This is a genomic window from Paenarthrobacter aurescens, from assembly GCF_025421775.1.
Lineage (GTDB): Bacteria > Actinomycetota > Actinomycetes > Actinomycetales > Micrococcaceae > Arthrobacter > Arthrobacter aurescens_B.
In genome coordinates, this window is the sequence record NZ_JAOEFX010000006.1 from 87,583 (window position 1) to 102,057 (window position 14,475).

General features: G+C 62.8%; 12 protein-coding genes. 3 read left to right on the top strand and 9 right to left on the bottom strand.

Annotated features, from left to right (window positions below; translation table 11 throughout):
* Window positions 1-108 precede the first annotated feature (108 nt).
* The 8 genes from fdhD to purU form a co-directional block, all read right to left on the bottom strand.
* Window positions 109-987 (bottom strand): formate dehydrogenase accessory sulfurtransferase FdhD, encoded by an 879-nt coding sequence (fdhD, locus tag N7568_RS14025; RefSeq protein WP_261610411.1) that lies wholly within the window; start codon window positions 985-987, stop codon window positions 109-111.
* Window positions 975-2,252, bottom strand: a complete 1,278-nt coding sequence (locus N7568_RS14030; protein WP_261610412.1) for a molybdopterin molybdotransferase MoeA — start codon at window positions 2,250-2,252, stop codon at window positions 975-977. Before N7568_RS14030 ends, fdhD begins: the two co-directional genes overlap by 13 nt.
* A 122-nt stretch (window positions 2,253-2,374) precedes the next feature.
* A complete protein-coding gene (gene fdhA, locus N7568_RS14035) occupies window positions 2,375-3,592 on the bottom strand; it encodes a formaldehyde dehydrogenase, glutathione-independent (RefSeq protein ID WP_026005570.1) in 1,218 nt (405 codons plus the stop codon).
* A gap of 161 nt (window positions 3,593-3,753) precedes the next feature.
* Window positions 3,754-6,072, bottom strand: coding sequence for an FdhF/YdeP family oxidoreductase (locus N7568_RS14040; protein WP_261610413.1), 2,319 nt, complete (start codon window positions 6,070-6,072; stop codon window positions 3,754-3,756).
* A 10-nt stretch (window positions 6,073-6,082) separates the two neighbouring features.
* Window positions 6,083-6,985 carry a bifunctional 5,10-methylenetetrahydrofolate dehydrogenase/5,10-methenyltetrahydrofolate cyclohydrolase gene (locus N7568_RS14045; protein WP_261610414.1) on the bottom strand — a complete coding sequence of 301 codons (903 nt, stop codon included), beginning with the start codon at window positions 6,983-6,985 and terminating at the stop codon, window positions 6,083-6,085.
* Window positions 6,982-7,608, bottom strand: a complete 627-nt coding sequence (locus N7568_RS14050; protein WP_261610415.1) for a cyclodeaminase/cyclohydrolase family protein — start codon at window positions 7,606-7,608, stop codon at window positions 6,982-6,984. The genes N7568_RS14045 and N7568_RS14050 overlap by 4 nt, the downstream gene beginning before the upstream one ends.
* Before the next feature lie 97 nt (window positions 7,609-7,705).
* Window positions 7,706-10,198 carry a GcvT family protein gene (locus N7568_RS14055; protein ID WP_261610416.1) on the bottom strand — a complete coding sequence of 831 codons (2,493 nt, stop codon included), beginning with the start codon at window positions 10,196-10,198 and terminating at the stop codon, window positions 7,706-7,708.
* 55 nt (window positions 10,199-10,253) lie between these two features.
* Window positions 10,254-11,168, bottom strand: a complete 915-nt coding sequence (gene purU / locus N7568_RS14060) for a formyltetrahydrofolate deformylase (protein WP_261610417.1) — start codon at window positions 11,166-11,168, stop codon at window positions 10,254-10,256.
* Between the two features lie 120 nt (window positions 11,169-11,288).
* Here purU and N7568_RS14065 point away from each other — a divergent pair, with 120 nt between their 5' ends.
* From N7568_RS14065 to N7568_RS14075, 3 genes are all read left to right on the top strand, one after another.
* Complete coding sequence (locus N7568_RS14065; RefSeq protein WP_261610418.1) at window positions 11,289-11,969, top strand: GntR family transcriptional regulator; 681 nt, start codon at window positions 11,289-11,291, stop codon at window positions 11,967-11,969.
* Window positions 11,970-12,130: 161 nt separating this feature from the next.
* Window positions 12,131-13,045, top strand: coding sequence for a pyridoxal 5'-phosphate synthase lyase subunit PdxS (gene pdxS / locus N7568_RS14070; protein ID WP_368736518.1), 915 nt, complete (start codon window positions 12,131-12,133; stop codon window positions 13,043-13,045).
* Window positions 13,046-13,050: 5 nt separating this feature from the next.
* Window positions 13,051-13,275 (top strand): hypothetical protein, encoded by a 225-nt coding sequence (locus N7568_RS14075; protein WP_261610419.1) that lies wholly within the window; start codon window positions 13,051-13,053, stop codon window positions 13,273-13,275.
* A 135-nt stretch (window positions 13,276-13,410) separates the two neighbouring features.
* Here the strand turns inward: N7568_RS14075 and N7568_RS14080 are convergent, their stop codons facing one another.
* Window positions 13,411-14,343 carry a LysR family transcriptional regulator gene (locus N7568_RS14080; protein WP_261610420.1) on the bottom strand — a complete coding sequence of 311 codons (933 nt, stop codon included), beginning with the start codon at window positions 14,341-14,343 and terminating at the stop codon, window positions 13,411-13,413.
* Window positions 14,344-14,475 lie beyond the last annotated feature (132 nt).

Sequence of the window (14,475 nt, forward strand, 5' to 3'; positions counted from 1 at the left end):
CCAGGCAGGCCGACCGGGGCTGGTTGCCCTGCCCGGCCTGCACCTTCGTCTTTCCACATCCTAGACGGAGTTTTGCACGCCCTTTCACACCATGGGGACTGGCCTTGTTTACGCGCTGATGGCGGCTTCGGGCAGGTCCTCTCGCGGGCTGGCCACCCGTTCCCTGCCGGCGTAGACATTCAGGCTTTGTCCACGACTGAACCCCACCAGCGTCACTCCTGTCTCCGCGGCCAGCTGGGCGGCAAGGCTTGAGGGTGCACTGACAGCTGACAGAACGGGAATGCCGGCCAAAGCTGCCTTCTGGACGAGTTCGAACGATGCCCTGCCCGAGACTTGGAGGACCAAACCAGCCAGGGGCAGCAGGTCCTGCCGGAGTGCCCATCCCACCACTTTATCTACCGCATTGTGTCGGCCGACGTCCTCGCGCAGGCACAGCAGTTCCGGGTGGGGGCCATCTACTTTGAAGAGTCCCGCAGCATGCACGCCGCCCGTCCTGTCGAAAACAGCCTGCGCTTCGCGGAGCCGCTCCGGCAGTTGTGCGAGGAAGTCCACTGGAACCTGAGTTTCGTCCAGGGACGGATCAAAGTGGATGGTCTTTCGCACGGCCTCGATGGAGTCCGTGCCGCAGATGCCACACGAGCTTGAGGTATAGACGTGGCGCATGGTGTCCGGCATCTTTACGTCCGGTCCCAGCTGGGCCTCCACCACATTGAAGGTCTGCATCCCGTCCTTTTCGCCGGCACAGAACCGCAGGGAGATCAGCTCGGACTGGCTGCGGATGATGCCCTCAGACACCAGGAAGCCAGCTACCAGATCAAAGTCATCTCCGGGCGTCCTCATGGTCACGGCAAAGGATTGGCCTCCAATCCGGATTTCCAAGGGCTCCTCGGCAGCCAGAACATCCTCTTTGAACCGCACGGCATACTCGGTTCCTGTGGCGTTCAGCTGGAAACGGTGGATCTTCCTGCGCTGGGTCATGCGTGCCATGGTGCATGCCTCCCTCGACGGTCAACGGAACTGATCGGCGCTGTCCACGGCAGTGGCAGAACGGGAACGGGCGCGCCCGCCGCTACGCCTTCAGGGGGAACAACCATGTACCCGTCTGCGCAGGCAAGCCCGCGCATCATCCCGGGACCGGTGTGGGAGGCGGGTAACGCGAGATCATGGATAAAGGTGCAGGGGATAAGCCGTGTATTTCCCGGGGCAGGGTCAAAGTCCGCGCCGGAGACCATGGGCGCTGCCGCCGGGAAAGGACGGCTTCCCAGGGCGGCCAAAAGGGGTTCGCCAAGGGTCATGAGTGCCATCAAGGCGGCCAGTGGGTTCCCCGGCAGGCCAACGATGAAACGGCCATCAGGAAGTTCTGCCAACACTGCAGGATGACCCGGCCGCATGGCGATCCCATCCAGGAGGAACCGACCACCGAGTGCCGCAACGGCGTCGCGGAAGTGGTCTGTAGCGGATTTCCCGGTTCCGCCGGTGGTAATGGTCACGTCCGGCGGCGCACCCTCGGAAGCGCAAGCAAGCGCTGCCAGCCACTCATCGTAGGAATCGCCAATCCTGAGCTGGCCGCCGGGCACGCCGCCCAATTGCGAAATGACTGCGTCCAGCTGCGGGCCGAACGCGTCGCGGACCTGTCCCGGTGCCGGCTCGCCGGAGGTCACCACCTCCGAGCCGGTCAGTACGACGGCGACCCTCGGCTTGCGCTGTACGCGCAGTTCGTCGTACCCCGCCACAGCGGCGAGGGCAAGGTGTGCCGGGTTAAGGAGCGTTCGGGCGGGTATGAGGACTTCCCCCGCTGAGGCCTCTTCTCCGGCAGGACGAATGTGCCGGCCGGAGAGTGTTTCCCCGTGCTTCGCATCGTGCCTGAGTGAGAGGTGGATGTCCCCGGAGACCACGCCGCTTTCCTTGCGCAGGACTGCCGTGGCGCCGGGTGGAATCAGCCCGCCGGTGGCGATCACACTGGCTTCACCGACGGCAAGCGGGCGGCCTGACGCTGTTAATGTCCATGGACCGCTGCCGTTGATGGCCCAGCCGTCCATGGCAGAGGAGGCATAGTGCGGAATGGCCTGGCGGGCCATCAGCCCGGATACCAGGGAGTGTCCCACCGCATCGGCGAGGGGAACGTTCAGCGGTGTCAGTGGGCCGGCACAGTCGTAGGCCACCTGACGGGCCCCGGCCCACGTCAGGGCATGCCTTCGTTGATCCGAAACCGGGGGACTGGGAGCGTTGACGACGATTTCTGGTGCAAGCATGGGTGTCCGCTTCCTGAGGTAATGCTTCTTGTGACGCAGATACCGGGGACTGCACGGCCTTCCCGTAATTCTTGCCGCGCAGTCCCCGGTATCCGTTTGGTGCGTACTGGGTTTGGTTCGTACTACGCCTTCACGTAGCCGTTGGGGTTCAGCACGAACTTTGTTGCCGCTCCGGCGTCGAATTCGGCGTAGCCGCGGGGAGCGTCCTCGAGCGGGATGGCTTGGGCGTTGACGGCCTTGGCGATCTGGACCTTGTCGTGCAGGATGGCCATCATCAACTGACGGTTGTACTTCATGACCGGGCATTGGCCAGTGGTGAAGGACAAGGACTTGGCCCAGCCGGTACCAAGGGACAGCGAGAGGGAGCCGTGCTTGGCGGCGTCGTCGATTCCACCCGGATCGCCGGTGACGTAGAGGCCCGGGATGCCCAGGGATCCGCCGGCGGCGGTGATGTCCATGAGGGAGTTCAATACCGTGGCGGGAGCCTCGTGCGAGGCATCCTTGCCGTGGCCGCGGGCTTCAAAGCCAACCGCGTCAACGCCACAATCCACTTCCGGAACTCCGAGGATCTGGGCGATCTGTTCCTTCGGGTCGCCGTTGGACACGTTGACTGTTTCGCAGCCGAAGGAGCGCGCCTGCGCCAGGCGGTCCTCGTTCATGTCGCCCACGATCACGACGGCGGCGCCCAGCAACTGTGCGCCCACGGCGGCAGCAAGGCCCACTGGTCCGGCACCCGCAACGTAGACGGTAGAGCCAACGCCGACTCCGGCGGTGACGGCGCCATGGAAGCCGGTGGGGAAGATGTCCGAGAGCATGGTCAAGTCCATGATCTTCTCCAGTGCCTGGTCGCGGTCCGGGAAGCGCAGCAGGTTCCAGTCAGCGTAGGGGACCAGCACGAACTCAGCCTGCCCGCCCACCCAGCCTCCCATGTCCACGTACCCGTAGGCGCTGCCTGGGCGGTCAGGGTTGACGTTGAGGCAGATGCCGGTCTTTTGCTCCTTGCAGTTCCGGCAGCGGCCGCAGGAAATGTTGAACGGAACCGAGACGATGTCGCCCACCTTGATGAATTCGACGTCCGGTCCCACCTCCACCACTTCGCCGGTGATTTCGTGGCCGAGGACCAGGTCCTGCGGAGCTGTGGTGCGGCCGCGGACCATGTGCTGGTCCGAACCGCAGATGTTGGTGGTCACCGTCCGGAGGATCGCGCCATGCGGCACCTTCCGCCCCACGTTTGCCGGGTTGACGCCCGGTCCGTCCTTGAGCTCAAACGTTGGGTAGTCAGTGTCGATGATTTCGACGACACCGGGTTCCTTGTAGGCGACTGCTCTGTTTCCTGACATGGTCACTCCCTATTCTTTGGCTGTTACTGAAAAATGCTGCCCAGTGGACCGAAAACGGTGCTTCGATGAGGAAATACCTCCCCAGGTTTCAGGCACCGAAGCACCTTTCACGGCCCACCGGACGGGTGGAAAATTAGACGGGTGGAAATCTTGTTCTGGATCTAGGCTTTCTCCAGCCGGATGATCACGGACTTTGAGGTTGGCGTCCCACTGGTATCCGCCACTGAATCCAGGGGCACCAGCACGTTGGTTTCCGGGTAGTACGCGGCCGCGCAACCCTTCGGCGTCGAATACGACACGATCCGGAAGTTCTCGGCCCTTCTGTCCGTTCCTTCGAACTCCGAAATCAGGTGGACCATGTCGCCGTCGGAAAATCCCAGCTCGGTGATGTCCTGGGCGTTGACCAGCACCACGCGTCGCCCGCCATGGATGCCACGGTAGCGGTCGTCCTTGCCGTAGATGGTGGTGTTGTACTGGTCGTGTGAGCGCAGGGTTTGCAGGACCAACCGGCCGGGTGGGATCTTGATGAACTCCAGCTCATTGCCTGTGAAGTGTGCCTTCCCGGACGCGGTGTCGAACTTCCTGGCATCGCGCGGCGGGTGGGGCAGCACAAAGCCGCCAGGATGCTGGATCCGTGCTTCAAAGTCCTCAAAACCATCGAAGACGGCCTCAATATGCTTCCGGATCAGCGTGTAGTCGTCCCTCATGGCGAGCCACGAAGCCTGGGGCGTGTTGGGCAGGCGGCTGTGGCCATCGGTGAACAGCCTGTCCGCGAGGTTGCAGACAATCGCTACTTCGGAATGGAGGTGTTCGCTTGCGGGTTTGAGGCGTCCCCGTGATGCGTGGACGGCGCTCATGGAGTCTTCCACGGTGACCCGCTGGTCTCCGGTGCGCTGGGTGTCCTTCTCGGTGCGTCCGAGGGTGGGCAGGATCAGCGCCCGGCGCCCGGTGGAAAGATGCGAGTGGTTCAGTTTTGTGGAGATCTGAACGCTCAGCCGGGTGTTGGCCAAGGCTTGCTCGGTGACGTCTGAATCAGGGGCGGCCCGGACGAAGTTGCCACCCATTCCCATGAAGAAGCGGACTTTTCCGTCCCGCATGGCGCGGATGGCTGCCACGGTGTCATAGCCGTGCTCACGGGGAGACCGGAACTCGAATTCCTGGTCCAGACGGTCGTGGAAGGTCTCCGGCATCTTTTCGAAGATGCCCATGGTGCGGTCGCCTTGGACGTTGGAGTGGCCGCGCACCGGGCAAACGCCGGCGCCGGGCTTGCCGATATTGCCCTGGAGCAGCAGGACGTTGACTACATCGCGGAGGGTGGGAACAGAATGCTTGTGTTGGGTCAGTCCCATGGCCCAGCAGACGATGGTGGCGCTGGACGCGAGCATCCGCTCACCTGTCGCATGAATCTGTTCCAGGGTGAGGCCGGTAGCCTCCACGATGTCATCCCACTCCACCTTTTCCAGGAAACGCAGGTAGTCGTTCAGTCCCACGGTGTGGTTGTTGATGAAGTCGTGGTCCAGGACCGTTTGCAGCCCCGGGGTGCTTCGTCCGGCAGCTTCGGCTTCAAGAAGGTATTTGCCCAGGCCTTGGAAGAGGGCCTGGTCGCCGCCGGCGCGGATCTGCAGGAAGTCATCCGTCAGCTGGGTTCCCACCACCATGCCGGCCACGTGCTGTGGGTTTTCAAAGTGCAGAAGCCCTGCTTCGGGAAGGGGATTGACGGACACGATGATCGCGCCGTTCTTCTTGGCCTTCTCCAGGGCGCTGAGCATGCGGGGGTGGTTGGTCCCGGGATTCTGTCCCGCGACAAAGATCAGCGATGCCGTTTCCAGGTCCGTCAGGCTGACTGAACCCTTGCCGATGCCGATGGTTTCCACCAGTGCGGAGCCGGAGGATTCATGGCACATGTTGGAGCAGTCCGGGAGGTTGTTGGTACCAATTCCCCGTACCAGAAGCTGGTACACGAAGGCCGCTTCGTTGGACGTCCGGCCGGACGTGTAGAAGACCGACTGATCGGGATGTTCCATGCCCCGCAGCTCCTCGGCCATGAGGTCATAGGCTTCCTCCCAGTCGATTGCCCTGTAGTGGGTTGCGCCTTCATCGAGGAACATCGGGTGCGTGAGCCGCCCTTGCTGGCCAAGCCAGAAGTCATCGCGGGTCTTGAGGTCAGCGACGGAGTGTTGGGCAAAGAATTCCGGAGTGACACGGCGACGGGTGGCTTCTTCCGCCACTGCTTTGGCGCCGTTCTCGCAGAACTCTGCAGCATTGCGCTTTTCGTGTTCCGGCCAGGCACAACCCATGCAGTCGAACCCGTCCAGCTGGTTCACCGCAAGCAGCGTCTGGACACTCCGCAGGGGCCCCATCTGTTCCAGCGAAATTTTCAAGGCGTTGGCGACAGCCGGGATGCCCACGGCCTTGGTTTTGGGTTTGGTGACGGTCAGCTTTGACTCGTCGATGTTCTCGCGTGGAGCTTTGGAATGCATGGGAACCCCTTCAGATCCGGGAAGTGGAAGCAGTGAGCAGCGTGGTTCGGGACTGCTGCCGCGCGGCTTCCACGGTGTGCAGCAGCAGGAGAGCAGTGGTCACTGATCCTACGCCGCCCGGGACAGGACTCAACCCGGCCGCAACGCCGGTGACGCTGGCCTCGTCCACGTCTCCCACCAGGGAACCGTCGGCCAGGACGTTCGTGCCGACGTCGATCACCACCGCCTCCGGCGAGATGTGGCTGCCCTTCAGCAACCCGGTCCGCCCGGCGGCAACCACCACGACGTCGGCAGGCCGGGTGTAGCGTTCCAGCGGTCCGGATTTGGAATGGCAGACAGTAACGGTGGCATCCCTGGCGAGGAGGAGCAGGGACAGCGGTTTGCCCACCACGGCGGAACGCCCGACGATGGCCACGTTCCGACCTGCGACCGGGATCTGGAAATGGTCCAGCAACTCCACCACAGCCTGGGCAGTAGCGGGGGCGAAGGCGGGCTGCCCCACAGCCAAGCGGCCGAGGCTGAGGGGGTTGGCGCCGTCGATGTCCTTTTCCGGAGCGATGAGGCCCACCAGCCGGTCAGCGCGGACAGCCGCCGGCAGGGGAGTCTGGAGGATGATGCCGTGAACAGTTGGTTCCGCGCTGAGGTCCGCCAGGACACTGGCCAGAACCTGTTCGGTGGCGTCGTGGCCTAGATCGATGATCCTGCAGCCGATACCTGCACGCCCGGCAGCACGCTCAATGGATCGGACATACCAGTGCGTGGATTGATCCTCCGTTGCAACAACAACAGCCAGGACCGGCCGGAGGCCCTCATCGTCCAGGAGGGTGGACTCCTCCTGGGCGCGCTGCTGGATGAGGGCAGCGAGCGGCTTGCCGGACAGTACTTCGGTGTTCCCGCGTACTTCGGTGCTCATGACAGGATCCTTTCGCGGACGCGCTTCACCAGGGCATCGGCGGCGAGAACCACTTTGTCCTCAATCCCGTCCGTCTGTTCCGCCAGGCGGGAACGGGCTTCGCCGCGTTTGATGGCGACTACGTTGATGTCGATGTTGACCCTGGCCGTTGTGGCAGCTGCGCGGGCAGCGTCCGCGGCAGCGGCGACGTCGCTGATGACGTTGGGGTTGGCCACATCAAAAAGTTCGGTGGCGAGGTCCACCACCTCACCGGCAACTTTGATCAGCTGGGCCGGAGTATGGGCTGCCTGAACCAGTGCTTCCTGGATGGCTGCTGTTTTTACGGTCTTGAGTTCGTCGGTGTCCGACGGAAGCTTGTAGGAGTCGATCACGGACTGGAAAGCGTGCTCATCGGCGTCCGCGAGACGCAAGGATTCAACGATCAGGTGATCGGCGGCGCTGGTGATCCGGGTGACCAGTGCGGCATGCTCCTCATATTTGGCGCCGGTGGTGTATCTGGCCACCATGGCAACCAATGCAGCACCCTGTGCTGCATGCAGTGCTGCAGCGGCACCGCCACCGGGGGTCGGCTGACGTGACGCCAACCGGGAGAGGTAGTCATTAATGGTTTCTGAGCTGATCATGTGTGGTCCTGGCTGAAGAGGGGAAAGCAGCGGCCCGGGCCCGCTCTGTTGCGAGGGGCAGGGTCCGGGCCGCATGCCTTTGGGGGTTGCGGGTGTCCTAGCCGCGGAGCCGGCTCATGGTGGGGTCGTACAGCGGATCTTCGGTGACGGTCGCCTGGATGCGGCGTCCGAAGTATTCGATTTCCACGGAGTCTCCCAGGGAGACAGCGGAGGGCAGGTAAGCGTAGGCGATCGGCTTACGGACCGAGTAGCCGTAGGCGGCGCTGGTGACGTAACCCACCGCCTGGTCCTTGTAGAACACCGGTTCCTTGCCCAGTACCAGGCTCCTGCCGTCGTCGACCGTCAAGCAGCGCAGGCGGCGGGCGGATCCTTCCTCGGTGCGGCCTTCCAACGCGGCCTTCCCGACGAAGTTCTCCTTGGTCATTTTCACGGCAAACCCGAGGCCGGCCTCGTAGGGATCGTGCTCGGTGGTCATGTCCGTGCCCCAGGAGCGGTAGCCCTTTTCCAGTCGCAGCGAGCTGAAAGCGGCGCGGCCTGCGGCGATGACGCCGAACGGCTGGCCGGCCTTCCACAAAGCGTCCCAGAGGCGCTGTCCGTTGTCGGCGCTGGTGTAGAGTTCCCAGCCGAGTTCGCCCACGTAGGAAAGGCGCATCGCGGTGACGGTGACGCCTCCGATGGTGACCTTCTTGGAACGGAAGTACTTCAGGCCGTCATTGCTGAAGTCATCGCTGCTGACCGTGCCGATGAGGTCGCGGGCCAGCGGACCCCACAAGCCGATGCAGCAGGTGCCGCCGGTGGTGTCACGGACCTGAACCCAGTCGCCGGCGTCGCCGTTGGCCGTTTGCTGCCGGGCTGCGCGCTCAAAGTAGGCGGTGTCTATGTTGCCGTTGGCACCGAGCTGGAAGGTGTCCTCGCTCAGGCGGGCCACGGTGATGTCGCTTCGGACGCCGCCGGCCTCGTCCAGGAGCAGGGTGTACGTGACTGCGCCGGGCTTCTTGGCCAAGTCTCCAGTGGTCAGTTCCTGCAGCAACTTCAGGGCGCCGGGGCCCGACACTTCGAGGCGCTTCAGCGGCGTCATGTCGTACATCGCAACTGCTGTACGGGTCTTCCACGCTTCGGCAGCGGCAATGGGCGAGCTGAACATGCCGGACCATGCGTCACGCGCCGGGGGCTGCCACTCGTCCGGCATTTCCTTGAGGAGCTCAGCGTTGGCTTCGAACCAGTAAGGGCGTTCCCATCCGGCGCCTTCCAGGAAGTAGCCACCCAACTGCTTGTGACGGGCGTGGAAGGGGCTGACGCGAAGGTTGCGGGGAGAGAGCTTGGGCTGGAGCGGGTGCATGACGTCGTAGATTTCCACGAAGTTCTGCTGGGAGGTTTCGCTGACGTACTCGGGAGTCAGCTGGACCTCTTCGAAGCGGTGGATGTCGCAGTCTCCCAGATCAATCTGCGACTTTCCGTCCACGAGCAGTTCGGCCACGGCGCGGGCAATCCCGGCGGAGTGGGTAACCCAGACGGCCTCGGCCACGAAGAAGCCGTCCACTTCCTTGGATTCGCCCACCAACGAGCCGCCGTCCGGGGTGAAGGAGAAGATGCCGTTGAAGCCATCCTCGATTTCGCTTTCGCGGAGCGCAGGCAGGATCTGCTTGGTTGCTTCCCACGCGGGGAGGAAGTCTTCCAACGTGAAGTCCAGGCGCGAGGGCATGTTGTGTTCGGTGATGCTGCTGGGCTCGTAGCTACCCAATTCATCGAGGTCCACGGGCATGGGGCGGTGAGCGTAGGAGCCAATGCCGTAACGCTCGCCGTGCTCGCGGTAGTAGAGATCCTGGTCCTGGTGGCGCAGGATGGGCAGCTGGGCGCCGTTGGGCAGCTCGTTCTTGCCCTTCTGCGCGGGAACCGGCGTCGTCTTGACGTATTGGTGTGCCAGCGGCAGGAGCGGAACGGACATTCCGATCAACTCGCCCACCTTGGCGCCCCAGAAGCCGGCACAGGAAACCACGATGTCCGCTGGGATCACGCCGTCGGCGGTCTCGACGCCGGTCACGCGGCGGTTTGACTGCTCAATTCCGGTGACCTCGGTGTTGCCGATGTACTTAACGCCGGCGGCTTCCGTGCGCTTGATCAGCAACTGCACGGCGCGGGCGGCAAGCGCCAGGCCATCGGTGGGGACGTGGAGGCCACCCAGGATGTCTTCCTCGTTGATGAGCGGGTAGAGCTCCTTGCATTCCTCGCGGGAGAGGATCTTGCCGTCAATGCCCCATGCCTGTGCGTAGCCAAGCTTGCGCTTCAGATCGGCCAAACGGGTCTCTGTGGTGGCAACTTCGAGTCCGCCCACCTGGTTGAAGCAGCTCTGGCCGTCCTCAGTGAGGGACAGCAGCTTTTCCACCGTGTACTTGGCGAAGAGTGCCATGGACTTTGAGGGGTTGGTCTGGAAAACGAGGCCCGGTGCGTGGGACGTGGAGCCACCGGGCATGTTCAGGGGTCCTTGGTCCAGGACGGTGATGTTGTTCCAACCGCGGGTGACCAGTTCGTCGGCGAGGTTGGTGCCAACAATCCCAGCTCCGATGATGACAATGCGAGGCGTGGATGCCATGGGGGTTCTCCTGCTGAAGTTAAGGGGTGAGTCTGCTGGTGTTCTAGTGCTTGGTTTAGCGGAAAACCACTGTGCTGGTCTGGTCCAGCAGCACGCGGTGTTCGCAGTGCCACCTGACGGCGCGGGACAACGCCAGGGCTTCGGCGTCCTGGCCCACCGTTGAGAGGGTGGTGGGACCGTAACTGTGATCGACGCGGATGACTTCCTGCTCGATGATTGGTCCCTCGTCCAGGTCCGCGGTCACGTAGTGGGCAGTGGCACCCACCAGCTTTACGCCGCGGTCATAGGCCTGGTGGTAAGGGCGGGCGCCCTTGAATCCCGGCAGGAAAGAGTGGTGGATGTTGATGGCGCGTCCTTCGAGGGCACGGCACAAGTCGTCCGAAAGTACCTGCATGTACCGTGCGAGCACCACAAGGTCTACGTTGTATTCCTCCACGAGATCCAAAAGCTGCTGCTCGGCGTCTGCCTTGGTATCGGGGGTGACGGGAATGTAGACGAAGGGCAGGCCGGCGGCTTCGGCCATGGCCCGGTGGGTCTCGTGGTTTGAGGCAACCACTACGAGGTCGCCACCGAGGCTTCCGCCCCGCCAGCGGAAGATGAGATCGTTCAGGCAGTGGCCGAACTTGGACACCATGACCAGGACCCGCTTCTTGGTCTGGTCATGGAAGCTGAACTTCATCTCGAAGCGGTCGGCAATGGCGCTGAACTCCTCTTCGAGCCGCTCCGGCGAGTAGGACAGCGGGCCGGAGAACGCTGTCCGCAGGTGCAGCGTCTGGCGCAGGCCGTCGTCGAACTGCTGGTGCTCTTCGATGTTGAAACCACGCTCGAACAGGAAGGTGGTGACTGCCTGCACAATCCCGGCCCGTTCGACGCACGTCAATGTGAGTACGAATTTCTGTGCCTGCTCGTCGTTGAGCATTTCCGGCTTCGGCAGGATGCTTACGGGTGAATCTGTCGCCATGAGGGTCATGTCGCCTCCTTAAGATATATTCTTCGGTCCTGAACTGATATATTAGAATTGGGAATCAGCGTATACTGATGGCTGAAGCGGGTCAATAGGTTTTTTGGAGATGAAGAAGGGGAAGGCGCTGTGGCTTTTGAAACCTTGGCGGTCAGTACTGACGCTACGAAGAAGTCCTTGGCCGACGTCGCCTATGAGCGCCTTCGCGATCGACTGTTGATGCTGGAGATCAAACCGGGCGACCTGCTCAATGATGACCAGCTTGCTAAAGATCTGGAGATCGGGCGCACTCCGGTGCGCGAAGCCCTGAAGAGGCTTGAGCTGGATCGTTTGGTGATCACCTATCCGAGGCGGGGAACGTTTGCCACCCGCGTTGAAGTAACCGACCTTGCCTTCATTTCCGAGATTCGAGCCCAGCTGGAACCGCTGGCTGCCGCACGTGCAGCCAGGGTTGCTTCTGCCGCCACGAAGCAACGCCTGCGTGATGTGATGCGCGCCGTGGAGGACTTTGACGTCAGCGCCGCATCGGTGGTTGAAACATTGCGTCTCGATGCCAGTGTCCACCAGGGGATCTATGCCGCGGCGGCGAACCCGCACCTTGAAGACATCCTGATTCGCTACGACAACCTGGCGACCCGCATCTGGTGCATGGTCCTGGATCGCCTTCCGGATCTGGAGCATCATGTGCGCGAGCACCTGGACCTGTTGAGGGCCGTCATTGATGGCGATGAGGAGAAGGCTGCCGAACTGGCCCGTGTTCATGTCAGCGGCTTCGAGCATGCTGTGCGCCAGGCTCTTTTCGCGGCCTAGTTTCCAACGTAAACACCACTGTTGACTCCACGCTTCGGTGATTGCATACTGAAGACTCCCACTAATATATCACCCGGATATCAGGCGGGCGAGGCCTCTAGGCCCCTGCTGCATCCGGGTGCCCGGGATGCAATCACAGCCTTCAGCCCTTGGAGTATCACGTGCCTACAAGACCCCTTCTTTTTGAACACATACCGTTGACGGGCAGCAGCCGCGTTAAGCGGGGCATGGCGGAGATGCTCAAGGGCGGCGTCATCATGGACGTCGTTAACGTCGAGCAGGCCCGCATCGCCGAGGACGCCGGTGCCGTCGCTGTCATGGCGCTCGAGCGTGTCCCTGCCGATATCCGCGCCCAGGGTGGCGTGTCCCGCATGTCCGATCCCGACATGATCGACGCGATCATCGCCGCCGTGTCCATCCCGGTCATGGCTAAGGCCCGCATCGGCCACTTCGTCGAAGCCCAGGTCCTGCAGTCCCTCGGTGTTGACTACATCGACGAGTCCGAGGTCCTGACCCCGGCGGACTACATCAACCACATCGACAAGTGGAACTTCACCGTCCCCTTCGTTTGTGGTGCCACCAACCTCGGTGAGGCCCTGCGCCGCATCAACGAGGGCGCGGCGATGATCCGTTCCAAGGGCGAAGCCGGCACCGGCGATGTTTCCAACGCCACCGGGCACATGCGCAAGATCCGTTCCGAGATCGCCAAGCTCGCCGCCCTCCCGGAGGACGAGCTCTACGTTGCGGCCAAGGAACTGCAGGCCCCGTACGAACTGGTCAAGGAAGTTGCCGCCACCGGCAAGCTCCCCGTGGTCCTGTTCACCGCCGGTGGCATCGCCACCCCGGCTGATGCTGCGATGATGATGCAGCTCGGCGCCGATGGTGTGTTCGTTGGCTCGGGCATCTTCAAGTCCGGCAACCCGGCAGAGCGCGCCGCCGCCGTCGTTAACGCCACTGCCTACTACGACGATCCTGATGTCATTGCCAAGGTTTCCCGCGGCCTGGGCGAAGCGATGGTCGGCATCAACGTCGACGACATTCCGCAGCCCCACCGCCTCGCAGAACGCGGCTGGTAAGGCGAATGACGGATCTCAGTCTGGTCAGAACCGTTCACGGCCGTGGCTTGAGGAAGGATTGGGCCCAGCTGATCGGCCACACGGTGGAGGTGTGGCTGCTGGATCACCACATTCTCACGGGGGTGGTGGAGCAGGCTGCGGATGATGATTCGGTGCTCTGGATCGCGGCGGAGGGTCTCTCCACCAGGAAGCTGTTCGACAAGTCGACGGGCTATCAGGTGTGGGCCTGAGCGGCTCTTAGCCGGACACGTCGGCCCTGTGTGCCGTTGACGACGCGCATATTCGTATCGGCCACCCACGAGGACTGTCGATGCCCGGATGCAGGTGTCGTGAATGAAAAAGTGCGGCAGCCACCGATTGGAGTGTCACCGATCGTCCTCGGGACGGGCCGTGAGGATCCTATGAGCGCTCTCCTGAAGGATGGCGAGCGACTCCTGGATGAGGGGCGATGCAATGCTGCCCCTGCGAACAGCAGCGACGATGCGGCGCGAAGGCTTCCCTTTGCCACTGATGCGTAGTCGAACCACGTTTTCGGTGCTGTGCAGGGGTGCCAGGCGAGGCAGCAGGCCCACGCCCAGCCCCGCTCCCACAAGGGCGATTTGGGTTTCCCATTCAACGGCCTCATGGGCAATGCGTGGCGTCACCCCAACTGCCGTGAATGCCGCCGTAAAGAGGGAGTGGTAGGTGGAACCGGCGGATTCGGTGATCCATGGTTCCGACGCGAGCTCTTCGAGCGTCACTGTTTCCCGCGATGCCAGCGGATGGTCTGAAGGAATGATCACGTCCAGGGGATCGTCGAGCAGGACGGTCTGTTCGAAGCGGGGATCGTCCTCAACATAGGTGTCGGACTGCATGGCGACAATGACCGCAAGGTCGATTCGTTCGGCAACCAGCAAGTCGAAGCAGCGCGCCGGATTGGCTTCGAGTACCTGCACCTCCAAGAGGGGGCGTGTAGAGCGCAGGGTTGCGGCCAGTGGCGCCAGCAGTTGGGCGGCCGCCGTCGAGAATCCGCCGAGGCCAAAACGGGACTGCACCTGGTCGCCGGCCTCCATGGCCGCAGCGCGCAGGCTCTCCCATTCGGCAATGAGGGTGTCGGATCCTGCCACGAGAAAGCGGCCCGTGGCGGTCAGTCGTACACCCCGGCCGTCCTTGGTCAGAAGCTGCATTCCCAGCATCCGCTGCAGCTCCCGCAGCTGCGCGGAGACGGCGGAAGGAGAATAACCAGTGAGCTCCGCGGTTGCGCCAATGGTGCCGCACCGGGCAAACACCCGAAGTGTGATGAGCCTCGCATCAATCATGCACCTATTGTGCACGGTTATCTTCTGAATCTTGCGCTTTTGTTGCGGTTCAATCGTCCCTAATCTCATGACTATAAGGTTTTCGACCACGCCGCCCGCCCCCAACGCAGCGGTGCTCCCCACGAAACACAC